The organism is Clostridium moniliforme (genome assembly GCF_017873235.1).
GTDB classification, from domain to species: Bacteria; Bacillota; Clostridia; order Clostridiales; family Clostridiaceae; genus Clostridium; species Clostridium moniliforme.
Genome location: NZ_JAGGJZ010000001.1, coordinates 292560 through 318290 on the forward strand (window position 1 = coordinate 292560; position 25731 = coordinate 318290).

Sequence of the window (25731 nt, forward strand, 5' to 3'; positions counted from 1 at the left end):
CTATAATTTACCTTATTTTCCCTTTAAATTAGTAATAAAAAAAGTTATACATTTTAAAATGTATAACTTTTTATTACTAATTCTAATATAATTCACCTAATTTATCTTTTTTATCATTTATTAAATCAATAAAAACTTTAGCTATTTTAGGATCAAATTGAGTTCCACTACAAGCTTTAAGCTCCTCAATTCCTTCATCATAAGTTTTTCTCTTATTGTAAGGTCTATTTGATGTCATAGCATCAAAACAATCTACAACAGTTAAAACTCTTGCAAGATATGGTATAGCTTCACCTTTCAATCCTGATGGATATCCAGTTCCATCATATTTTTCATGATGATGCAATATTAAAGGTGCTATTCTTTGTAATGATGCTACTGGCTTTATAATGTCAACTCCATTTTGTGGATGTTGTTTTAACATATTCCACTCCTCATTAGTTAATGGCATCTTCTTTATTAAAACTTCTTTAGAAATATTTATTTTACCTATATCATGCATATAAGCTCCATAAACTAATGTCATTTTATCTTCTTTATTTAAATTTAATTTATCTGCTAAAAGTCTACTATAAAAAACTAATCTTTCACAATGTCCATATGTATACCTATCTTTTGCATTTATTACACTTACTAATGTTTTTATAGATGCAACCAATTCAATTTCACTTTCATCTATCTCATTTTTTAATTCATCTAATATTGATACATAAGTTTCAACTCTGTTTTTGTTAAAAAACTTTGCCCTATATAGAGCATCATCAGCACTTTTAATTAATTCAAATTCATTTGTTGCTTTATCTGGATAAACTGAAATTCCAATAGACACTGTTAAATTTTTATTAGGCTGATTTTGTTGCCCATAAAAATATGTATTTTCTATACTATATCTAATTTTTTCTGCTATTTCAGTTGCACCTTTTTCATCAGTGTTAGGTAAAATTATTGCAAATTCTTCTCCACCATATCTAGATACTATATCACAATCCCTAGTTATTTCTTTAAGTGTTTTACCTATTTTCTTTAATACTTTATCTCCTTCTTGATGACCATATAAATCATTATAATGTTTAAAATAATCTATATCTAAAAATATCATAGATATTTTTTCATTATTTTCTTTAGAATATTTTATTTTTCTGTCTAGTGCTTCATAAAAATATCTATGGTTATATACTCCTGTTAATCCATCTTCATTTGCTAAACTTATAAGTCTATTTATATGTTCTCCTTCAATTTTAACATAAAATCCAAGAGGCCATGCTGTTAATATAAATACTCCTGACAGAACTAAATCATTTTCAAAGTATACATTTATATTATCTAAAGGGACATATATAATATCTATAGATAATATTATAAAAGATGCTATCACAGAAAATATTAATCCTTTTTTAATTCCTGATTGTATTGTAGTTGTTATTATTATAAATAAAAAAATAATCTTGTATTCACTCTCATTTGCCCCAGATATTATTATAGCAATAGAAAATATTATAACAAATATAATGTTTTCAACAATTTGTATAGTTAACGAATTTTTTCCTTTTAATTTTTTAGAAGTAGATAATGTCCATATTAAATAAATTAGTAATAACAAAAATACTATAGCACCTGAACCTATAACACTATATTGTGCATATAAGTAATTCTCAATTTTACTATATTTCTTAAAAAAATATTGTAAAAATATTAAACCAGCAAATAATAAAGAACCTAGCTTTACTATTGCTACTATTTCATCAATTTGTTTACGTCTATCCTTTTCGATTCTATCCATGTATGTTAATCCTCATATTTTAAAAGGCCGGTAAAACTCCGGCCATATTTCTACTTTTCTCTTAGACTCTTTGGTTCTTCTGGTTGATAGAAATACCACATACAAGCAGATGTAGATATAACTCCTGCAAATACAGTTGCAATAGTTGCAATTCCCATTAACAACTTACTATTTAATTTTTTCATATGTAAACCTCCTAAATTTATAATATTTAAATAAATTTATTAAAAAAAGAATCTATTTTACCCAATACTATATATCCCACCTTAGTAATTGAAAAAACTTGCCACATTATACCTGCATAAATACAAATACAATAAATAAGCATATTTTTATTAAGTAAATTATAATAATTAAATATAAAAATACAAACTAAAGTTAAATAGAAAGTTAATACTACTATAGATTTCTTTTTTAATATCTTTTTCTTTTTTATACTTTTTATAGGTTTTTTTATACTATCAACTGGAGCTAACTTAAATATTAAAAAATAAGCTAATATAAAAGTAAATATTCCAGTTATAATTATCATTTTCAATGTAAGAGGTAAGTATTTTATTACAATTGGAACTATCGTGCAATTAAATGTTCCAATGATCATACAAGTTTTAGAATTGCTTGCATGTACTCCTCCAGAATATTTCCTTAAAATGCCCGTACTAAATGACATCATAAGTCCTTCTATGAGAACATTGAATATAATTCCAAAAATAACAACAAGTAAAATTGATAATAATGTTTGTATTATTCCAAATATTCCATAGGCTATAACTTCTTTTTTTTCATTATCTGCTTTTATTTCTTCTGCAATTTTATCTGCAATTCTATTTGATATTACTTCTATATCAATCATTTTACTTTTCCTCTTTTTTATACAGTAAGAATTTAATAATTAAAATAACTACGAAAAATATTATTAATGATGGTAATCCATATATTGTCTTCAATGTAGGATTAGTAAATATTCTAATTATATTATTTCCACATAAACATTGGATAAAAAACATATTTATTCCTTCACATATAAACATTATAATTGCAGTTATTATTCCAGCTTTTATAGATTTTAGTATATTAATTTTATCTATATATGTTGTTAATATAACTAATAGAATTATATTTAATATAGTATGTATACCATAACTTATAGGAAGTCTTCTAATAAAAAATGTTACTACAACTAAAATTGTACTAGTCAAAAAATATAATTTTTTATTAAATTTTGTATTTGATAATATATAAACTGAGTATACAAATAAAAAGCTCTCTGGGACTCCCCTAACAATTAATTCCAAGAATGATACTGCTAACATACTGATTTCTCCTTTACACTTTTTTATATAATTTTAATATATTTATATTTTTAACTGCATTATATATAATAAGAAAAACATACAGCCGTATAAATATATCTCCAATACTTAAAATGCTATACCCTAAATCAAATATGTCTGTTAAGAATTTTAAATTTGTATGAGTTCCACCTAAAATATGTATATCGTTTACTTTAGAAAAAGATTCCTTAGTTGCATATCCAGTTAAATATGATAATTTTGGGAATACTGGCATAAAACCATTATTAGCTTTTATTGCTATATCATTTAAAATGCCTCCAAAAACAATACAAATTGAACCTATAATAGCACTAATATATTCTTTATACTTAAATACTAATGGCAAATAGGAACATAAATAGATCATCTTCAATATTCCTGCATATTTTATTAATTCATAATTTTTTATAAATATATTCACTTGAAAAATTATGTTTAAAAATTCCATAAATACAATGGGATATATTGTCCAACTTTTAAACAAAGGACTAATCTTATATCCTTTTATCTTACAAATTATTAAAGCAATTATTATAGTTTCTAACATTAGCTGTCCTTTCTTTCTTGCATTTAATTTAAGTGAAATTTTTCAATTAATCTTTTTACATTATACTATATTTTTCAATTTTTTTCTATATTGTTTATATTTTTAAACCTTTTTACATAAATACTATAAACTAATTATTAAACTTATAAAAATATTTTACTTTTTAAATGAATAAATATAAAAATTATATTTTTATTTTACATTATTAATATTTAGCTTTACAGCTTTCCCTAACTATAAGCTTAACTGGAAGAACTATTTTTTTACTAAGTTCTCTATTATTACCTATTCTATCTATTAATGTATCAAGTGCTGTTTCTCCCATAAAATCAGTATATACTTTAACAGTTGTAAGGGCTGGTGTCAAAAATTTCGCTGTCATAATGTCATCAAATCCAATTATACTTATATCATCTGGAATTTTTAATCCTTTTTCTGTTATAGCTTTATATGCTCCTATAGCCATTGGATCACTTGCTACAAATACTGCTGATGGCATATTATCTAAACCTAGCATTTCTTTCATAAGATTATATCCATCCTCTAAAGTAAAATCTCCTTTATAAACCCATTGTTCCTTATAATTATTAGTTTCATTCATAAATTCTTTATAAGTTTTTTCTCTATAATTGATCAATTCCTTTCCATTAGAATCACTATGAGGAACAACTTTTGCACCTATATACCCAATATCTCTATGGCCTAAATCATAAAGATAATTTAATGCACTTTTCACTCCATTTTTAAAATCAATAACTATAGAATCATATTTCCACTCATTCGGAGAAGAATCTACAAATATAATATTTTCTGTTATATCATCTAATTTTTTTATTTCTTCATCTTTAAAAATTCCTATTGCTATTATTCCATCTAAATCATTGTATCTTGAAGATTTTTCATTAATAATATTAGCCATATATAATGATTTAAAATCTATATTTTTTTCACTACATTTTTTTTCTATTGCTATTCTTATTGATAAAAAATATGGATCATTTAATTCCTTCAGCTCTACATAACTACTTACAATTCCTATTTTATAAATTTTTTTCTTGTTTTTTCTATTTTTCAGTGTAACATAGTTCATTTCTTCTGATATTTTTAATACTCGTTTCCTTGTTTCTTCTGATACATTTAATGTTTTATCTAAATTAAGTATTCTTGATACTGTTGAAATTGAAACTCCAGCTTCATTTGCTATATCCTTTATTGTAACCACTTAAAATAACCTCCTTTTATAAAAACATTATATATTAACATAACTAATTTTTTAAATATTAATACTTACTAAATTTTATTTATAACAATTCCTTTTAACTAAAATTCAGATAGAGTTAAAAACTCTATCTGAATAAATCTTTACTTTATTTCATTTTTTAAAGTATTAATATATTTTTCCATAGATTTTTTACCTTGTTCATTCCATTTAAATACTCCACAATCCTCTAAAACTTTTACAAATATATCTGAAACTTCTTTTTCAATTATAATTTGTACATTTTCTTTATTTATATTAGGATTTCTCTTTTTTATTTCATAAAACCAATCTAAATGGATTTTCATTTTTTCTATATCTATTAAACTCTCATCCTTTTTAAGAAGATTTTCCTTTATAACTTCAAGTTCATCCTTTAATCTAGATGGAAGAACTGCAAGTCCTAAAACTTCAATAAGTCCTATATTTTCTTTCTTTATGTGATGTAATTCTTTGTGAGGATGAAATATTCCATCTGGATGTTCATTGCTTGTTCTATTATTTCTAAGAACAAGGTCTAAAACATATTTATTTTCTTCAAATCTTGCAATTGGAGTTATTGTATTATGAGGTATTCCTTCACTATAAGCTAATACGTCAGCATCAGAATCACTATATTCTCTCCAATGTTTTAGTATTTTTTCTGAAAGAACGCTTAATTCTTCTCTATTTTCCCCTTTTAATCTTAAAACAGTTAAAGGCCATTTAACTATTGATAAATCTATGTTTTCATAGTTTGGAATTTTAAATTTATAAACATCCTCTGCTTTATTCATAGCAAAAGTATAATTACCACCTTGATAATGATCATGAGTTAATATTGATCCTCCAACTATAGGTAAATCTGCATTTGAACCTATAAAATAATGTGGAAACTTTTCTACAAACTCTAATATTCGATCAAAGGTTTTCTTATTTATAGTCATTGGTTCATGCTCACCTTTAAACACTATACAATGTTCATTGTAATATGCATAAGGTGAATATTGAAAAAACCAACTTTCATTACATAAATTTAATGGTATAACTCTTAAATTTTGTCTTGCAGGATGATTAAGTCTTCCCCTATACCCTTCATTTTCCTTACAAAGAAGACATTTTGGATATTTTGCAGTTGGAAGATTTTTTGCTGCTGCAATTGCTTTTGGATCTTTCTCTGGTTTTGATAAATTAATTGTTATATCCATTTCTCCATATTCACTTTTTGATTTCCATATAAGATTTTGAGCTATTCTATCTGTTCTTATATAATCACAAGCCTTGCTCATATTATGAAAATAAGTTGTTGCCTTTTTAGGATCCTCATTATAATTAATATTAAACTCTTTAATAATTTCTGATGGTCTACCAACTAATATCCCCATAATTTTAGTATCAAAAAGATCTCTATATATTGGAGTATTATGTTCTATTAGTCCTTTATCATAGGCATAATCTAAAAGATCATTTAAAATGGAAGTTGGTGTTTCAAGATTTTCCTCTAAAACTTCAACATACTCATAGTCATCAATATTAAAAACATCAAGCAAACTATTTCTTATGAATATTTTATCTTCTTCTTTTATTAAGTTCTTTTTAATTCCATATTGAATTAATCTTTCAATATTTTTATAAATATTCATATTTTCCTCCTATATTTCTTTAGTTCCTTCACCTATATTAGCTATATAAAAACTAGCATCATAGCCTATTTTTTCTTTATATCCTTTACCTACATTTTCTATAAAATCTTCAACCTTATCTTTTTTTACTAAAGAAACTGTACATCCTCCAAAACCAGCTCCTGTCATTCTACTTCCTAATACACCTTCTTCATTCCATGCAAGCTCAACTAAAGTATCAAGTTCAACTCCAGTTACTTCATAATCGTCTCTTAAAGAAATATGAGATTCATTCATAAGTTTTCCAAAAGTAATTAAATCATTTTTTTCAAGAGCTTCTTTAGCCTTTAAAGTTCTTATATTTTCATAAACAGCATGTTTAGCTCTCTTTCTTCTTACTTCATCCTTTATAAGATCCTTATTATTTTCAAATTCTTCAATGGATAATTCTCCTAATGCATTAATATTTAATTTACTCTTTAATTCCTCTAATGCAGTTTCACATTCACTTCTTCTTTCATTATATTTAGAATCTGCAAGACCTCTTCTTTTATTTGTGTTTGAAATAACTAATACTTCATCCTTTAAATCAACCTTTGAATAACTATATTTTAAAGTATTACAATCAAGAAGTATTGCACTATCTTTTTTACCCATTCCTATTGCAAACTGATCCATTATTCCACAATTTACTCCAACAAAAGCATTTTCTGCTTTTTGAGAAAATTTTACTAAATCTACTCTATCTATATTAAAATTAAATAACTTGTCCATCATAACTGCAATAAGCAATTCTAAAGATGCTGATGATGAAAGTCCTGCTCCATTTGGAATGTTTCCACATATAGCTACATCAAATCCTCTATCTATGTTATATCCATTTTTCTTCATAACATCTATAACACCCTTTGGATAGTTTACCCAATCATGTGCTTTTTCATATTTTATACTATCTAAATCAAATTCAATTACACCAATATCTTCAAAGTTGCTTGAATACATTCTAACTTTTTTATCATCTCTTAATGATATTGCTCCATAAGTACCAAAACTAAGTGCACATGGAAAAACATTTCCTCCATTATAATCTGTATGTTCTCCAATTAAATTAACTCTTCCTGGTGAAAAAAATATTTTTAAATTTTCTTTATCTCCAAATATTTTAATAAAAGTATCCTTTATTTGATTTTTCATAATATTCCTCTACCCTCTTTCAAATATTGTATATTTAAATAATATCACTTTAGGAAAACATTTTCAATAATTTTACTTAATTTTTACTAATATTTTCCCTAAACACTTTCTCATTTCTATACATTAATTACTTTTATATAAATTTATATTTTATATACTTATTATATTCCTCTCCTGCTCTTAAAATAGAACTTTCTTTAAAAGCATCTTCATATCCTATAGGAGGATTTTGACATTCAAAGCATATTCCATATCTTCTCTCTATATCCTTATTTCCATATACTTTTTTGCCATCTATAAAATTCATGGAATAAATAACTACTGCTTCATTGTTTGTTTCAATTTGCATTTCTCTTCCACTTTTATCATCTTTATAAACAATATTTCTTTTATCATTAAATAAAAATGTATGATCATAACCTGAACCTAGTTTTATTTGTTCTTCATTATTATCTATATCTTTTCCTATTCTTTTTTCTTCTCTAAAATCAAAGGCAGTATTAAAGGTATTTATCACTTCTCCTGTTGGAACACTATTATTATCTATAGCTAAAATTTCATTTGATGTAACCATTAATTTATGATCTAAAACTGATTCTTTATAATCACCACTTAAATTAAAATAAGAATGATTCGTCATATTTACTAAAGTATCTTTATCACTTATTCCTTTAAATTCAATCATGAATTCGTTTTCTTTATTTAGAGAGTAAATTACATTAACATCTAAATTTCCTGGATACCCTTCCTCTCCATCTACTGATTTATAAGATAATATAAGGCTTACTTTTTCTTTTCCTATTTCTGTTTTTGCATCCCAAACCTTTTTGTTAAATCCTATATTTCCACCATGACACTGACATACTTCATAATTTTTATTAAATGTAATCTTTTCTCCATTTATAGTTACTTCTCCTTTATTAATTCTACCAGCTGTCCTTCCAATAATTCCTCCATAGTATGATGGACTTTCAATATAAGTTTCTAAATCTTCATATGCTACAACTATGTTTTCCTTTTTACCATTTTTATCTTTAGTGAAAATACCTGTTATAGCTCCACCTAAATTAAGAACCTTAATATCAACATCTCCATTACTTAATGTATATTCAATTATGTCTTTTCCTTTATAGTCAAAAACTTTTTGTTCTGACATTTTAATCATAAAATCCCTTCCCCCTTTATTTTAAAAATAGCTAAGCAAATAATCGCTTAGCTATTTATTTAATTACTATTTAATAAAAATAGTAAGATGAGTTATCTTCTTTAAAATTAATGTTTATACTTAAATAATAATACTTTAGAAAAATTTTTTCAATATTTTTTACTGCTTTTTTACTAAATATTTTTACTATATATTTGTTAATGTTTAAATATATTTTATTAAATATTTTACTTTGTATTATTTTTATAGAATTTTTAGGTAAATTAGATGTACAATTGATTTATACATTTTATAAATAGGAGATGATTTTATTGATATGAATAGACCTAAAATCAAAATAGAAAAAACTTTATTTCATAAATTTTTAATTGTATTATCCACAATTATTTTAGCATTTCATTTAATATATATTGCTTTTGTTTTTAATAAACTTCCTAATGTTATACCTACTCATTTTAATTTAAATGGTATCCCCGATTCTTATGGTTCTAAGGGAAACCTGTTTATTTTAATAATTATTTCAATAATATTTTATATATTATTTATGCTACTTACTCGTATTCCTAATCATTATAATTATTTAGTTACAATAACACCTAAAAATGCAAAAAGGCAATATAAAAATGCAGTAACTTTAGTGCTTTCTCTTCTAAGTGAGTTTTTAATTCTTTTATTTTATATGGATTATAAAACAGTTGAAATTAGTTTAGGTAATGCATCTAACATAAATTTTATGTCCTTATTTATTTTAATTATATTCTTAACATTAGCATACTTTATTTATAAGATGATAAAACTTAAATAAAATAAAAGAGGTAGATTTTTTAAATTATTCTACCTCTTTATTTATATTATATTTTAGGATCACACGCACTATTTAATTGTAAATTTTATAATTATAAAGATCTTATTTTGAAGCTAGTTTCTTATAGTTTTCTAATCTTTCCATAGCATCATTATATGTCTTTTCAAATAATGCTTCTGCAGCTTCTGGGAATGACTTAGCAAGAGATGCATATCTAACTTCTCCCATTAAGAATTCTCTAAAATCTCCTTTTGGTTCTTTTGAATCTAAAGTAAATGGATTCTTACCTGTTCCCTTTAATTCTGGATTATATCTATATAAACTCCAATATCCACAATCAACTGCTCTCTTAGCTTCTAATTGGCTATTACCCATTCCAAGCTTAATACCATGGTTAATACATGGAGCATAACCTATAATTAATGATGGTCCATCATAATTTTCAGCTTCTGCTATAGCCTTAAGAGTTTGATTCTTATCAGCTCCCATTGAAACTTGTGCAACATATACATAACCATAACTCATTGCAATCATACCAAGGTCTTTCTTCTTAGTTTTCTTACCTGATGCTGCAAATTTAGCAACAGCTGCTGTTGGAGTTGCTTTTGATGATTGTCCACCAGTATTTGAATAAACTTCTGTATCAAATACAAATATATTTACATTTTCTCCAGATGCAAGTACATGGTCTACTCCACCAAACCCTATATCATAAGACCATCCATCTCCACCAAATATCCATTGTGATGGTCTTATTAAGAAATCTTTTTCTTCTAGTATTTCTTTTGCAAGTTTATTATCTAATTTTTCTAAAGCATTTATTACTCTATCTGCCCTTTCTCTAGTTCCTGCTCCTTCTTCTACGTGTTCTACAAAGTCTCTAAGAGCTTCTCTTGCTTCTCCTTCTTCTAATGATTCTATAAGTTCATTTGATTTTTCAACTAATCTTTCTCTTATAGCTTTTGCTCCTAAGAACATTCCAAGTCCGAATTCAGCATTATCTTCAAATAATGAGTTAGCCCAAGCAGGACCATATCCCTTATGATTAGTTGTGTATGGAGTTGAATGTGCAGAACCTGCCCAAATTGATGAACATCCAGTAGCATTAGCTATTATCATTCTATCTCCAAATAATTGAGTTATAAGTTTAGCATATGGAGTTTCTCCACATCCTGCACAAGCTCCTGAGAATTCAAGTAATGGTTGTTCAAATTGGCTACCCTTAACTGTATTTTTATTCATAGGATTTTCTTTTGGTTTAACACTCTCAACTACATAATCCCAATTAGGAATTTCAACTTCTTGAGTATAAGCTGGTTTCATAACTAAAGCCTTTCCTGGTGCTGGACAAACTTGAGCACAATTTCCACAACCAGTACAATCAAGTGGATCTACTTGAATTGTGAAATTCATTTGTTCAGATGTTTTTAAGCCTTTAGCAGCTACTGACTTAAATCCTTCTGGTGCATTTTCCTTTTCTTTTTCATTTAATAAGAATGGTCTTATTGCAGCATGTGGACATACGTATGAACATTGATTACATTGTATACATTTATCCTTATCCCATTCTGGTACATTTATAGCTATTCCTCTTTTTTCAAAGGCAGCTGTTCCAGGTTCAAAAGTACCATCTTCCATTCCATTAAATGCTGATATTGGTAAATCGTATCCTTCTAATTTATTAATAGGATCAACAATTCTCTTTACAAATTCTGTTCTTGATTTTTCATCTTTTTTAGCTTCGCATTTAGCATCTTTCCATTCTTCTGGAACTTTTATTTCAATTACTGATTCTATTCCTTTATCAATTGCAGCATTATTCATATCAACAACCTTTTGTCCTTTTTTGCCATATGAAGTTACAACTGCATCTTTTAAGTATTTAACTGCATCTTCTACAGGAATAATATTAGCTAATTTAAAGAATGCTGATTGCATTATCATATTAATTCTTCCACCAAGACCAATTTCTTGTGCTATCTTAACAGCATTTAAAGTGTAGAATTTAATATTATTTTTAGCTATATATCTCTTATATGAAGCTGGTAAATGCTTATCTATTTCTTCTGGAGTCCAAATTGTATTTAATAAGAAGGTTCCATTTTTCTTTAATCCTTCTAAAACATTATATTTATGAACATATGCTTGATTATGGCAAGCAACAAAATCAGCTTTATCTATTAGATAAGGTGATTTAATTGGAGTTTTACCAAATCTTAAATGTGATACTGTAACTCCTCCAGACTTCTTAGAATCGTATGAGAAATATCCTTGAGCATACATGTCTGTATGGTCTCCAATAATCTTAATAGCACTCTTATTTGCACCAACAGTACCATCTGATCCAAGTCCCCAGAACTTACAAGCAACTGTTCCTTCTTTAGTTGCATCTATATCTTCATAAACTTCTAATGAAGTATTAGTTACATCATCAATTATTCCTAAAGTAAATTTATCCTTTGGTTCATCCTTAGCTAAATTATCATATATTGCTGCAATATGACTTGGTGTTGGATCTTTTGATCCTAATCCATATCTACCAGCAATAATTAAAGGAGCATCTTTTTCATTTGCATATGCACTTAAAACATCTAAGTATAATGGTTCTCCATTACATCCAGGCTCTTTAGTTTTATCTAAAGCAGCTATTTTCTTAACTGTAGATGGAATAGCTTTCTTTAATTTTTCAGCATCAAATGGTCTATAAAGTCTTACTTTAACAACACCAACTTTTTGTCCATGTGCATTTAAGTAATCTACTGTTTCTTCACATACATCTATACATGATCCCATGGTAACAATTACTCTATCTGCATCCTTTGCACCATAATAATCAAAGCAATGATATTCTCTTCCAGTTAGTTTTGTAATTTCAGCCATATAACCTTCAACAATATCAGGTACAGCATTATAAAATTTATTTACAGCTTCTCTTTGTTGGAAATAAACATCTGAGTTTTCAGCAGTACCTCTAGTTACTGGATGATTTGGACTTAAGGCTCTTTGTCTAAATTCTTTTAAGGCTTTCATATCAATTAATGATTTTAAGTCTTCTTGCTCTAATACTTCAATCTTTTGTATTTCATGAGAAGTTCTAAATCCATCAAAAAAACTTAAGAAAGGTACTCTTGATTTAATAGCTGATAAATGTGCTACTGCTGATAAATCCATTATTTCTTGAACTGATCCTTCAGCAAGTATTGCAAAACCAGTTTGTCTTGTTGCCATAACATCTTGGTGATCTCCAAATATACTTAAAGCTGCAGCTCCAAGTGATCTAGCAGCTACATGAAATACTCCAGAAAGTAATTCACCAGCAATTTTATACATATTAGGAATCATTAATAATAAACCTTGTGATGCAGTATAAGTTGTAGTTAATGCACCAGCTTGTAATGATCCATGAACTGCACCAGCTGCTCCTCCTTCTGATTGTAACTCAACAATCTTAACAGGTTGTCCAAATATATTTTTTCTTCCTTGTGCTGCCCACTCATCAACATGTTCAGCCATTGGTGATGATGGTGTTATAGGATAGATTGCTGCAACTTCAGTAAACTCATAAGATATATGAGCTGCTGCAGTATTACCATCCATAGTCTTCATTTTTCTCATAATACAATCCCTCTTTTCTAAATTTAACTTTTATAGATAAAAGCTAAAATGCCTTCTATATTCTATTATAGAATAATAAAATCAATTTTTTCTTTTTATAACATTATTTAAAAAATTATTTTGAAAACGTTAACAATTTAACTTGTTGTTAATATTTAATTTATATAAAAAAAGGAGCTAAAAAGAAGAATCTTTTCAGTTCCTTAAAATTTTAGATATCTTTATATAATATTTTAAATTAAATTATAATCTATTTCTTAAATAATACCTTCCACGTATCTTTTCCGACTATTCCATCAATCTTTAATTTATTTTTCTTTTGTAATTCTTTAATTGCTTTTTCTGTTTTATCCCCAAAAATTCCGTCAACCTTTAACTTATACCCAAGAGCAGTTAACCTCTTCTGAATTATTTTTGTAATGTTTCCTTTAGCTCCTAAAGAAACATTAATACATTTCTTCAATGTATTAGATCCAAAATAACCGTCAACTTTTAAGTTAGCTTTAAATTGTTTGTTAAGCTCCATTTGTAAGTCAGATACAATTGGACCACATATAGAAAGTTGCCATAATTCTTTTTTAGTGCTGGAGCTATTACTATTAGAGCTGGAGCTATTAGATTTTTTTATAAATATTCCTTCGGTAAATTCGTTTAAATCACAATAACCAGTAATGCCATTAATCTTTCCTTTATCCGTATATTGAAAGCCTACCCAGTCTTTCCATATTCCATTATTACTAGGCGTATTCACGCCGTAATGAGCTATCCAAAGAGGATAGCTTTTTAACCTACTATCTAATTTAGATTTAGCAAAGAATGTATAAGTATATACAATACACTCATAACCACTTAAAGCTTTAAACTCCTTTAAAAATTCCAAACATCTATTTGTTACTTCTGTTTTACCTCTTCCCATTGTTTCTCTTTCTATATCAAGAACGGGGATAATATGAAATTTTTTGTCTTTAATTGCACTCCAAAAATCTCTTGCCTGTTCCTTCGGGCTTGTTTTATCACTCATAAAGTGATAAAAGCCTATTTTAAGCCCTTCTTTACTTGCTCCTACATAATGTTCATTTAATCTCTTATCAACGAAATTTACCCCTTCTGTGGCTTTTATAATGACTACTTTTATGCCTTCTTTCTTAACACTTGCAAAGTTTATATTATTTTGCCAGGCACTAATATCTAAGCCTTTAATATTATTTTTATATCTTCCTTTCATTAAAAACACCTCTAATAAATAATATATTTATTAGAAATAATGTGATACATTATTTCATTTTCGTATATTATATATGCACTTAGATATTTTTAATAAATTCTATTATTATTTTCTTTTAATTCTAAATAAAAGTTTGTTTCTGTTATTCCTTGATATGGTACTACCCATAATGCACCTATTCCTAGAGTTAAAATTGATAATATCCACCAACCAATAAAACTTAGTTGTAACATAAAATAATCCCATTTATATCCTTTCATTAATTCTCTGCTTTCTGATAAACATTGAATTATAGATTTTTCTTTATCATCACTTAAAATATAATAAGCTTGTGAAAACATAATTGCTACTATAATTCCAGGAATTATAAAAAATATTGTTGCTAAAGATATACAAATTCCTAATAATATATATAATCCTAAAGTTTTTAAATAAATATCAAAATTAGAAAATAAATCTTTTATACTTAATTCCTTACCTCTTACAAGATTTAATGAAAATTTGCTTATTCCAACTGTAATAAGACCACCAAGTAAAAATGCTACTGCATTTATAAAAAATGACAATTTATAAATACCAAAATTATCTCCTACATCTTTAGGAATATTTGTACTTATTATCAAGCTATAAATTAAAAATGTTACAATTGCTATTCCCCATTTTCCCCTTAATTGCATTCTTGCACGATTTTTTAATTCACTTATACTACTCATAGATATCTCCTCCAATTACTGTTTATTATTTATAGTATATTTTAATTATACAATATATCAATTATATAATAAAGTATTAATTAACTCTTTTTGTATTATTAATTATTTCTTAACATATTATCATTTAACCTTACTGCTATATTTTATTATTCCATAATATATAAAATACTATTTAAGCTTAAAACAAAAAACTATGAAATCATATATAAACATAATTTCATAGTTTTTTGCTTAAATTTAATATTAAATATTTAATAAAAGTTTATGTTTTAATATATCTATGAAGATGTTCCACTTTCTAATATTGATACTATTGAAAACAAAGTGAAACATACTGCTCCTAATCCAACCATAACACGTGCTGGTATAAAATAAGCTGGATTAAATAATGCAGCTTCAAACAAAAATGCTCCTATAAATAAGCAAGAAAGTGCTGTTACTACTGGTATTATTGGTATTCTCTTTGCTAAATCGCATTTGTTACGCCATACTAATGCAAGTAATACTACCTTACTTGAAATACTATAACATATAAGACCTAACCCAATTAAAACAAACCCTGGAGCTATAAGTGCTTCATTATTACAAGTAATTAATGTTACTATCCCCCATATTATATCTATACTTCCCATTAACAATACAATCTTTGACCATGTCCATCTTTCTTTATTTTTGAAAGTATTTTGAATTTGTTTTACAATACTAACTACTAACGAAATAAGACTTACACATATTAATGATATTCCAATTAAAACATGAGCTGCAATAGAATTAGGAACTGAAGATGAACTAAACATAAGATAAAATCCCCTAGTTAATCCAGCTAGTGAGCATATAATTGGAACTGAAATTAAAACCTTACCTTGTTTATCTTTAAAAGCTCCTTTTGGAATTTCACCTTCTTTTAAATTTGCAGAATTTTTTGGTATAAGAAGAAACTTAGTTGATGCTGTTGCTACAGTAGAAATGCAACAGGCTATTAATCCAATACCAAAAATAATATTTCCTGATACAAAATATGGTGGTTTATTTTTATAAATTGTCCAAAAATAAATCCCTACAATTGCTGTTGTAACTCCAACTGTATAACCTATTAGAGGTAAAATAAATTTATAAAAATTATTATATTTCTTTATTAACTGTCTAATTATAGTTGCAGCTGTTGTAAATAATGCAATGCATATTGCTGTTAATGCAATTAAAACATGACTTGCAACAATATACTGAGTTCCAACTGTTTGCTCTAATTTATCTACATAAAATCCATAACCTAAACATATAGCTCCCATAAGTAAAGGAACTAAACGAAAGAATATACTCATATAAATATTCATGACTTTTCCTCCAATTAACAATATTCTAAATTTTTATGTTAATTTTAGTGCTAAAACAAATATAAGTCAAAGAATAAACAATGAAAGATTTTAATTTTTAAATAAACTATTTTTGAAAACATGTAAATTTTTCATATATGAATTTATTTATATATATTTTTTAATTTATATTACTTTATTATAAAAGTATATTTTACATAATCCTCTTTTTCTTCCTCTATTTTAAAACCTAAAGATTTAAATATTTTAGTTGATTGTATGTTATTTTTATAAACAAAAGCACTTAATCTATTTATTTCATCTATATTTTCTTTAGTAAAGTCTACCAAATACTTTACTAACTTCTTTCCATACCCTTTTCCTCTTTCTTCTTTATCTACACAATAATTAATTATACCTTCATCTCCTACTGCATCATAACAAATCTGTCCAATAGGAAATAAATCTTCTTCTAAAATAAATAATTTATCTATTCTATCATCAAACCAACTATTAAATTCTTCTAAAGTCATTTTCTTTCTATAGCGTGAAAACTTTATTACATCCTCATCATTAATCCATTTAAAAAGTATATCAAAATCCTCTAAATTTCCTCTTCTTATCATAATTTAAACTCCTAGTCTTTATAAATTATTATTATATATTAGTATACATAATAATAATTATAAAAAAAATTGTTATGACTTACAACTAATATAATTGTTAGTATTTTATATATAATAACTTTTGTTTAATTTTTCATTATTTTTGTAAACATAAAATTTGATATTTATAAAAGTTAGTTATATACTTTTTGTTATATTAAAATAATTAAATTTATAAGGAGGATTTATGCCTAGTTTAATATTAGAAGGAGGTACCTTTAGACCAATATTTAGTGCTGGTATAATGGATGCTCTATTAGATAATAATATAATGTTTCCATATTGTATTGGGGTTTCAGCAGGTATTGCAAATGCTTTTTCTTATTTTTCCAATCAGAAGGGAAGAAATATTGATATTTTAGAAAATTATAGAAATGATAGTAGATATTTAAGTTTAAGAAATTTTTTAAAATGTAAAAGTATTTTTGGGTTAGATTTTGTTTTTGATGAGATACCTAATAAATTACTTCCTTATGATAACAAAGCTCTTTGTAATTATAAAGGTAAAATTTTAGTTGGTGTAACTAATGCTAAAAACGGTAAAACAGAATATTTAGATGGCAAAAAAATTGATAATAAAAATACTATGCTTAGAGCAACATGTGCAATACCCCTTTTCTTTCCACCTATTAAAATAAATAATAATTTTTATTATGATGGAGGACTATGTGATCCTATTCCTATAAGAAAGGCTATTGAAGATGGTAATGATAAACATCTAATTATACTTACAAGACCTAAAAGTTATAGAAAAAAATTAGGTCGTGGAAATATTTTAGCTGCAAAATTAGTAGGAAGAAAATACTCTAACTTAAAAAATGCCTTTCTAACTCGTCATGAACTATATAATAAAACAGTAAGGTATTGTGAAAAACTAGAACAAGAAGGTAAAGCAATTATTTTAAGACCATCTGAAGATCAAGCAATTAATAGCTTTGAAAAAGATATAACTAAACTTAAAGAAGCTTATAAAAATGGTTATGATCTTGCTATAAAAAGATTAGATGACATAAAATCTTTATTTAACTAAAATTATATTTTTAGTTAAAAAGCAAAATAATAAACATCAAAGAAATATTTTAAATTCCTAAGAGTTTATTATTTTGCTTTTATATTTAAATTTATATTTTATTAAATCTCTATTTTATTAAATCTATATACTCACCATAGCCTTCACTTTCCATATCTTCTTTTCTTATAAATTTTAAAGCTGCAGAGTTTATACAATATCTTAATCCACCAAGTTCTTCAGGTCCATCTGTAAATACATGTCCAAGATGAGAATCTGAATTTTTAGTTCTTACTTCTATTCTATCCATATTAAAACTCGTGTCTCTCTTTTCATTTAATAGGCTCCTATCAATTGGTTTAGAAAATGCTGGCCATCCACATCCTGAATCAAATTTATCACTAGATACAAATAATGGCTCCCCACTAGTTATATCAACATAAATTCCTTCCTTAAAATTATCCCAGTAATCATTGCCAAAAGGAGGCTCTGTTCCATTTTCCTGTGTAATTTTATATTGTAAATTTGAGAGTTCCTCTTTTAATTGTCTTTTACTTAATTTTTTATATTTTTTCATAATCATCCCTCTTTAAAATTTTATATTAAATGTTTATAACTATATTTTACCCTATAATCTATGTTGTTATAACTAAAATTTATTATATCTTTTGCTACATAAATATAAAATTTAAAGATCTGTATAATTTTATATTTAAAACTTACTATAAATATATATCTGAAAATTCTATTTTCATTCTATCTACACCTAAATAGTCTATATTGTTAATTTCTGTTAATGCACATTCTAAATTATAATTTTCATCTAAAATATCTGGTATCTTAACAATAACTTCAGTTCCTACACCAAGTTCGCTACTTATTTCTATATCCCCTTTATTTATTATTGCTAATTTTTTTGCAATATAAAGTCCTATACCAAAACCTTCACTTATTTTTGTCATTCTATTATTTATTATTTTAAATCTATCAAAAACAAATTCTAAATTGTCTTTTGATATTCCAATTCCATTGTCCTTAATTTTTATTTCCAACATACCATTTTTAGAAAAAATATAAACTTCTATTTTACCTGGATTCTCACTAAACTTTATAGCATTAGATAGAATATTTAATATTACTCTTTCCATATGTTCTAAATCACATAAAATTATTTTTTCTTCAATTTGTGTATCAAAAATTATCTCTATAGATTTTTTTATAGCAATCTTTGATGCTTTAATACATATTTCTTCTATAAAACTTACTATTTCTATAAATTTAGGATTATATCTAAAAAATCCTGCTTCTATTTCTACACTATCTATTAAATTATTTATTAACTTTATCATTCTAAATACATTATTCTGAGAAGAATTTATATAGTTTAAATAATCATACTTATTTATTATTTCAGGGTTTTTTATTTTAAAATTTAGAAGTTGTAAAGAAGTCGCAATTACATTTATTGGTGTCTTAAACTCATGTGATAGATTTGCAAAAAAATCTCTTTTAAGCTTATCTAATTCCATTTCCTCATTCATTTTATTAGTAATATCATTTATAATAATAACTATCCTTAAAGTATTATTATTTTCATCTTTTATAGGATTGCTTCTAAACCAAGCCCATCTAATTTCATTATCCTTCCTAATTATTCTAGCTACTTTATCTAAAGGTTCATCATAATTTATATTTTTAAATAATTTTTTATCATCTGGGTGTATCCTATCATAAGCTACTAATACTTCATTAGATTCATTAATTTCATTAATACTTATTCCATATAACCTTTCAAAAGCATCATTTATAAATAGTATTTTCTTTTTATCTTTAATTATAACTACATCATCTAAGTAATTAAGAATATTGAAAACTGCTTTTTTATTTTTCATGAATCTATTTTCAAATATTTTTTCATAACATATATCATTAGAAATTCTAATATATTCTGAAATATTATAGCATTCGTGAAAACATGGTGTTTTTATATTTTTTTTATCTATTTCTCTAAATTGTTTAACTTTATCTAAATCATATATATCATAATCAAACTTATTTACTGCATTTTCTTTTTTTCTTTTTAGATGTTTTGAAAATTTTCTATTATAATTTTCATTTTTTAGTTTATTTATCTCTCCTAAATTATCTTTTTTATACCACAAAACAATATAATCTTTACTTAAGTTTTTTATTTCTAAACATTCTAAAACATGTTCACTCTTATTATTTAAAATATTAATCAAATACTTAAGTAAATGCATATTAAATTTTAAAATTCCCTTTTCTTTAAATACTAATTGCATATCTTCAGTAATTTTTGTAATATCATAGTTACTTTCTTCGATAATTAAATCTTTAACTTTATTATTATCATCAATTATAATCTTACAATAAAAATAAGTCATCGACATAGTTTCTAATATTTCTCTACTTTTATTACCCATTGAATTAACCCCTTTAATTCATTTTGTATATTTTTACATATTATGAGTGAATTATATTATTTGTTTTAATTTAACACAATATGTTTATATGTGTTGTAACCTTTTTTTATATATGTTTTAACCATTTTGTTATTAATTCAACAAGTTTATTTAAAATAAATTTATTAAATAAAAATTTATTTTAAATTATTATCTTTTTTTATTTTATTGTTATAATTTATCGAAAATTCTAATTAGTAATATTTATATTAAACTACTTTTATTTTACGAACAAATGGTGATAATAAAAAAGCTAAAACTACTCCAAGTATAGCTTGAGCAGCATCTCCAGGAACATGAAATGCTGAATATATAATGCTTCCTAAAAATCCATTAGAAGCACCGAGTATTAATCCACCCATAATTGCATTTCCTATAAAATATCCTATAACATCCACTATCCCTCCAGTTATAAAAGCAATTAAATAAGTTTTAATTTTATCATTTTTATATTTTTCTATAATTAGTGCAGTTACAAAAGCCATAGCTCCCTTTATTACAAATGTAAATGGTGCCCAAATTAAATAACCACTTAGCACATCAACTAAAGCCATTCCAAAAGCACCAGCTACTGTTCCATACTTTTTACCTAATAAAACAGCTGATAATAAAACCATACAATCTCCTGGTTGCATAAATCCATTTAATGTAGGTATTCTTATTATACTTCCTGAAACAAAAACTATAGCAATCATAAGTCCAGTTAAAATAAGTTTTTTTATTTTATCATTTTCTGTATATTCCATAATAATTTCCTCCTTAGTTATAATTATAAAAAATAAATTATTATACTATATTAAACTATTTATTTTATTTTTTAATTTTAACATATAAATAAATATTTTTTAAATGTATGCATACAAAAATAACCTAGATTTCTTTCTAGGTTATTTTTAAAATTATTGAATTATCTTCTCTTAATTAATATTCCTACCAATACAGATAAAATTCCAAATACTAAAAATTTAGTTGAATCAGTTCCTGTCTTTGGCAAATCTTTTTTATCTTTATTATTCAAATAAATTTTATCACTTGAGTTATTATTTGAAATACTTTTTGTTTTATTTTTATCTATTGTGTTGTTATTTTTAGAAACTTTATTTGCTATTTCTTTATTTGATTTTAAGCTATCTTTATTAGGTTCTTTATTTTCTATATCATTTTTATTGTTAATTAGATTTTTATCCTCTTTATTTAAAGGATTATCTTTATCAATTTTTTCATTTTTCCAATCCTTTAGAGCTAATATCACAGGTTCCTTAGTTGGAATTTTTTCTCCTTCTATAAATGGAGACATCCATATATCAATGCTACCTTCTTTTCCCTTAACCTTTACAACTAATTTCTTTATTCCTGCATTAGATTTTTCCTCTGGATTTTTAGTTAAAGAATAAGACTTAGCATCAAGTACTTCAAAAACTGAATTTCCTTTAGTTAAAATTTTTACATAAAGTCTCTTATTACCATCTTTTAATATAGCAGCCTTTCCACCTTCAACTAATTGAATATCTTTATTAGTATGCATTTGCCATGCTATTTCTCCAGGTTGTTTTAACTTATATTCATCTCTTATAAGTAATTCTTTTCTATTTATAAATTTTATTCCTCTTTTTATGTCTAAAGCTTCTTTTTCATATGCCTTAGTCATATCAATTATTCCATAAGGACTCATAGTATTATTTAATCTACTATCAATTATTGGAGAGAAAGCACCAACTTCTTGGTCATAGCCTGAACCTGGATTTATTATTAAAGTATTATGACCTTCAGCTCTCTTTCTATAATAATTCCATCTTCTTCCTCCCTTTTCTTTTTCCCAATATCCTGGAAGGTTATAATTTCCTTTTCCTAGGTCAAGTGCCCATCTAACACCTAATGAATCATAAACAAAAGAACCTATATCCAAATCACCATGAGGTGATCCATTTAATCCACCTTTAAATCCAACAAAACTTGAATTAGGATCTTTAAAATCTTTTCTCATTGTTATAACAGCTTGTCTACTAGGATATGCTTTATCTAATTCCTTAGGAGCCTCTCCTTTGTATAAAGAAGGTTTATACCATAATAAATCATATACATTTAATACTGGATCTTTTTTTGACATATAATATTTATGATACCATGTTAAGTCTGGTCTATTTAATTCTTTAGCAAACCAAAGACTTAAATATCCAGCTGGTAATAAATCTTTATCATTATCTGAATAGTTATATTCTCCGTCTTTTCCTGTCATAAATATTGGATAATCTGGTGTTTCTTTAATTCCAGGTGCATTTATAAATGGATTATCTCCCTTCATTGCAGAACTTACAGAAGATAAGAAATAAACTAAATATCTTGTTCCATAATCCCAATAAGAAATTCCTTCTATTGAATCTCCTTCTGGATAATATTGAGTCAATCCATTTTGAATAGATTTAAATGATTCTTGAACAATTTCTTCTGCCATCTTATCATGTTTTTCACCCATAATTGCAAGAGCACCAGCAGTCAATCCAGTATTACAAACAAAATTCCAATTATATCCATCTTCAACAAAGAAATGTGAATTATTTTTGTAATAATCAAGTCCTATACTTAAACAATTTTTAACTAAAGCATTTTCAATCATTTCTTTTTGTTTGTCATTCATATAATCATAAAGCCAATCATAGCCTATAGATACACCAAAGGATGTCATAGTTGCATCTAAGAAATGTTGATAACTCCAATCAGGATATTTTAAACATACATTTTCAAGTTCTAAAAGAGCTCTATCTGCATATTTTTTATCTCCAGTTATTCTGTACATAAAAGATAAATCAACAATATTTTTTGATGCAGTAGTATCTAGTCTTAATCCATCTGGTTTATTATATGGAACTACTTTTGAAGTAAGTATATTATCTATTCTTTTCTTTAAAGTATTAAACCACTCTTTAGCATTTTTATCTGTCTTAACAAGATTTTTTAGTGAATTAAAATCATCTTTTGATGCTAAAAGTCTTGGATGTTCATTTTTAACTAATGACTTAATTTCATTTAAAGAAGGAGCAACAAATATTCTTCCCTCTGCTGTTGTTTCATTTCCATAACTATCTTTAACTTTAACCTTAACAGAATCATATCCATTAAAGTCTTTATTTGGTTTATAACTATATTTATCTTTATTAATAGTAAATTTCCCATTTTTAGGAACAGATACTATTTCAAAAGTTAATTTATCTCCCTCTGGATCCTTTGCATTAAAATCTTTATCATTTACTAATTCATTTTCATTTAATTTAATATTAAAGTTTTTAAATTCAGGAGCTTTATTAACCTTTTCTATTTCTAAATCCACCTTATAAACTGCAAAATTTTCATCTTTATCCTTTATAACTACTGTAAAACTATCTTTTCCACTATAATCTTTATTAGGATAATAAGTAAAGCTTCCATCTTCTTTAAAATCCACATCTCCAAAAGAAGGATTACTTAACAATGAATAATTTATTTGTAAACCGGTTAATGACTTACCTTCTACTTTTCCTTCAATAGTTTTATTTTCCTTTCCCTTTAAAGTTCCTATATCATTTATTTTGATTTTATCTGATTCACCAACTACTACTGGTACCTCAATTTTAATATTATCACTTTTATGTTTTATAATTATATTGCTTGTTCCATTATTAATACCTTTTACAACTCCATCTTTATCAACAGTTGCAATATTTGTATTTGAACTTTCAAAAGTAACATCCTTATCTGTTGAATCACTAGGATTGTATGTTAATGATAATTTTTTATTTTCACCTTTATTAATTTTAACTAATGTAGGATTGACTGATATTTTATTCAATTTAACATATTTAGTAATGTTTACATCATCAATCCAAACCTTACCTTCTGCATCATCATATAAGTATTCAAAAATTATACTTCCTATATTTTCTTTTGGAAGATTTATAATATAATCGAATTTCTTCCAATCCATTGTTCCATTAACATTTATAGATGCCATTCCCATAGGTTCTATTTTATTTCCTTTAGGGTCTTTATATTGAAGTCTTAAAGTAAGTCCCTTTCCTTTAAAATTTTCTGTTTTAATAAATTGACTTACTTTAATAGATTTTCCTTGTAATTCATCTGGAATATTTCTAATTGTTTGATTAAGTGTTCCTCTACCTGTTTTTCCATTTATAGAGTTTTCAATCTTAACTGAAGATTTTCCTTCTTTAAAAACTGACTTATCAATAGTCATTGAAAGTTTACTACTTCCACTTTCCCATTTACCCCACTTATCTGGAGTTCCATCAGCTTTTGCTATTTCAAAATTATTATTTTCTAAAATACTATTACCTTTATTATCATCTTTAGAAGTCTCTAAAGATTTAACTGCAGTTAATGTTGGATTATTAAAATATACCTTTCCCGTACTATTATTAGAAGTATAATTTTCTATTTTTAATCCGCAAACCTCTACCCCACCTATTTTATCTGGTATATCTAGTTCATATTTTAGTTCCTTCCAATCTGAGTTTCCATTAACTTTAGGAGATAATTCAAATATATCAAGCTTTTGATTACTACTATTTACTATTTGTAATCTAATATGTGCTCCAACACCTTTAAAATTTTCAGTTTTTATCCATTCAGTAAAAATGTATTTTTTATTTAATTCATCTTTAGATAATTTAACTGTTTGATGTACTATTACAGGATTAATATTTTTATCCTTTAGATTAATAACTAATGAATTTGGTTCTTTTTTGTAGTCTTTATCGGATATTGAAATGTCATAATTATTTCCTTTTGCATAAACATTCCAGTAATCCGGTTTACTATCTAAATTTTCATCTAAGTATGTACTATTTTTTACTAAGTTATTTTTTGTATTTACATCTGCTAATGCTAATGTGCCTGGCATAAATAAATTAAATAAAAATACAAAAGATAACATTTCAGCAATTCTTCTCTTATATTTACTAATTTTTAATTTCACTAATACTCTCCCCCTTTAATATGTAGTACAAAGAAATTATATATCATTATTTAAACGT

Annotated in this window: 20 protein-coding genes; 2 read left to right on the forward strand and 18 right to left on the reverse strand. The window is 25.5% G+C overall.

Annotated features, from left to right (window positions below; genetic code table 11):
* Window positions 1–82: 82 nt before the first annotated feature.
* The 9 genes from J2Z53_RS01430 to J2Z53_RS01470 all read right to left on the reverse strand — a co-directional run bounded on the left by J2Z53_RS01430 (window position 83) and on the right by J2Z53_RS01470 (window position 8879).
* Entirely contained in the window at window positions 83–1780 is a 1698-nt protein-coding gene (locus J2Z53_RS01430; protein ID WP_209795443.1) for a diguanylate cyclase, read from the reverse strand.
* 50 nt (window positions 1781–1830) lie between these two features.
* Window positions 1831–1965, reverse strand: a complete 135-nt coding sequence (locus J2Z53_RS01435) for a cyclic lactone autoinducer peptide (protein WP_209795444.1) — start codon at window positions 1963–1965, stop codon at window positions 1831–1833.
* A 26-nt stretch (window positions 1966–1991) separates the two neighbouring features.
* The gene (locus tag J2Z53_RS01440) at window positions 1992–2633 is read right to left on the reverse strand and encodes an accessory gene regulator ArgB-like protein (protein ID WP_209795445.1); all 642 of its coding nucleotides are present in this window, start codon (window positions 2631–2633) and stop codon (window positions 1992–1994) included.
* Window position 2634: 1 nt separating this feature from the next.
* The gene (locus J2Z53_RS01445) at window positions 2635–3093 is read right to left on the reverse strand and encodes a hypothetical protein (protein ID WP_209795446.1); all 459 of its coding nucleotides are present in this window, start codon (window positions 3091–3093) and stop codon (window positions 2635–2637) included.
* A gap of 13 nt (window positions 3094–3106) precedes the next feature.
* Entirely contained in the window at window positions 3107–3661 is a 555-nt protein-coding gene (locus J2Z53_RS01450) for a DUF5317 family protein (protein ID WP_209795447.1), read from the reverse strand.
* A 205-nt stretch (window positions 3662–3866) separates the two neighbouring features.
* Window positions 3867–4883: a LacI family DNA-binding transcriptional regulator gene (locus J2Z53_RS01455; RefSeq protein ID WP_209795448.1), complete on the reverse strand. Its 1017-nt coding sequence runs from the start codon at window positions 4881–4883 to the stop codon at window positions 3867–3869.
* 140 nt (window positions 4884–5023) lie between these two features.
* A complete protein-coding gene (gene galT / locus J2Z53_RS01460) occupies window positions 5024–6541 on the reverse strand; it encodes a UDP-glucose--hexose-1-phosphate uridylyltransferase (RefSeq protein WP_209795449.1) in 1518 nt (505 codons plus the stop codon).
* Window positions 6542–6550: 9 nt separating this feature from the next.
* Window positions 6551–7714: a galactokinase gene (locus J2Z53_RS01465; RefSeq protein WP_209795450.1), complete on the reverse strand. Its 1164-nt coding sequence runs from the start codon at window positions 7712–7714 to the stop codon at window positions 6551–6553.
* 133 nt (window positions 7715–7847) lie between these two features.
* Window positions 7848–8879 (reverse strand): aldose epimerase family protein, encoded by a 1032-nt coding sequence (locus J2Z53_RS01470; protein WP_209795451.1) that lies wholly within the window; start codon window positions 8877–8879, stop codon window positions 7848–7850.
* A gap of 316 nt (window positions 8880–9195) precedes the next feature.
* On the opposite strand from J2Z53_RS01470, the gene J2Z53_RS01475 reads away from it, so the two are divergent.
* Window positions 9196–9684: a DUF1648 domain-containing protein gene (locus J2Z53_RS01475; RefSeq protein ID WP_209795452.1), complete on the forward strand. Its 489-nt coding sequence runs from the start codon at window positions 9196–9198 to the stop codon at window positions 9682–9684.
* Window positions 9685–9786: 102 nt separating this feature from the next.
* Here the strand turns inward: J2Z53_RS01475 and nifJ are convergent, their stop codons facing one another.
* The 5 genes from nifJ to J2Z53_RS01500 all read right to left on the reverse strand — a co-directional run bounded on the left by nifJ (window position 9787) and on the right by J2Z53_RS01500 (window position 17176).
* A complete protein-coding gene (nifJ, locus tag J2Z53_RS01480) occupies window positions 9787–13299 on the reverse strand; it encodes a pyruvate:ferredoxin (flavodoxin) oxidoreductase (protein ID WP_209795453.1) in 3513 nt (1170 codons plus the stop codon).
* Between the two features lie 250 nt (window positions 13300–13549).
* The gene (locus J2Z53_RS01485) at window positions 13550–14524 is read right to left on the reverse strand and encodes a GH25 family lysozyme (RefSeq protein ID WP_209795454.1); all 975 of its coding nucleotides are present in this window, start codon (window positions 14522–14524) and stop codon (window positions 13550–13552) included.
* 89 nt (window positions 14525–14613) lie between these two features.
* Window positions 14614–15237: a DUF975 family protein gene (locus J2Z53_RS01490; protein ID WP_209795455.1), complete on the reverse strand. Its 624-nt coding sequence runs from the start codon at window positions 15235–15237 to the stop codon at window positions 14614–14616.
* A gap of 278 nt (window positions 15238–15515) precedes the next feature.
* Window positions 15516–16571 (reverse strand): DUF2776 family protein, encoded by a 1056-nt coding sequence (locus J2Z53_RS01495; protein ID WP_209795456.1) that lies wholly within the window; start codon window positions 16569–16571, stop codon window positions 15516–15518.
* 170 nt (window positions 16572–16741) lie between these two features.
* Window positions 16742–17176, reverse strand: a complete 435-nt coding sequence (locus J2Z53_RS01500) for a GNAT family N-acetyltransferase (RefSeq protein WP_209795457.1) — start codon at window positions 17174–17176, stop codon at window positions 16742–16744.
* A gap of 226 nt (window positions 17177–17402) precedes the next feature.
* On the opposite strand from J2Z53_RS01500, the gene J2Z53_RS01505 reads away from it, so the two are divergent.
* On the forward strand, window positions 17403–18245 hold the full coding sequence (locus J2Z53_RS01505; RefSeq protein WP_209795458.1) for a patatin-like phospholipase family protein: 843 nt from the start codon (window positions 17403–17405) through the stop codon (window positions 18243–18245).
* Between the two features lie 109 nt (window positions 18246–18354).
* Here J2Z53_RS01505 and msrB read toward each other — a convergent pair whose 3' ends face one another.
* The 4 genes from msrB to J2Z53_RS01525 all read right to left on the reverse strand — a co-directional run bounded on the left by msrB (window position 18355) and on the right by J2Z53_RS01525 (window position 25673).
* Window positions 18355–18807, reverse strand: a complete 453-nt coding sequence (msrB, locus tag J2Z53_RS01510; RefSeq protein WP_407927645.1) for a peptide-methionine (R)-S-oxide reductase MsrB — start codon at window positions 18805–18807, stop codon at window positions 18355–18357.
* Window positions 18808–18946: 139 nt separating this feature from the next.
* On the reverse strand, window positions 18947–20668 hold the full coding sequence (locus J2Z53_RS01515) for a PAS domain-containing sensor histidine kinase (RefSeq protein ID WP_209795460.1): 1722 nt from the start codon (window positions 20666–20668) through the stop codon (window positions 18947–18949).
* Between the two features lie 248 nt (window positions 20669–20916).
* Window positions 20917–21453, reverse strand: a complete 537-nt coding sequence (locus tag J2Z53_RS01520) for an ECF transporter S component (RefSeq protein ID WP_209795461.1) — start codon at window positions 21451–21453, stop codon at window positions 20917–20919.
* A gap of 161 nt (window positions 21454–21614) precedes the next feature.
* A complete protein-coding gene (locus J2Z53_RS01525; protein ID WP_209795462.1) occupies window positions 21615–25673 on the reverse strand; it encodes an Ig-like domain-containing protein in 4059 nt (1352 codons plus the stop codon).
* Window positions 25674–25731 lie beyond the last annotated feature (58 nt).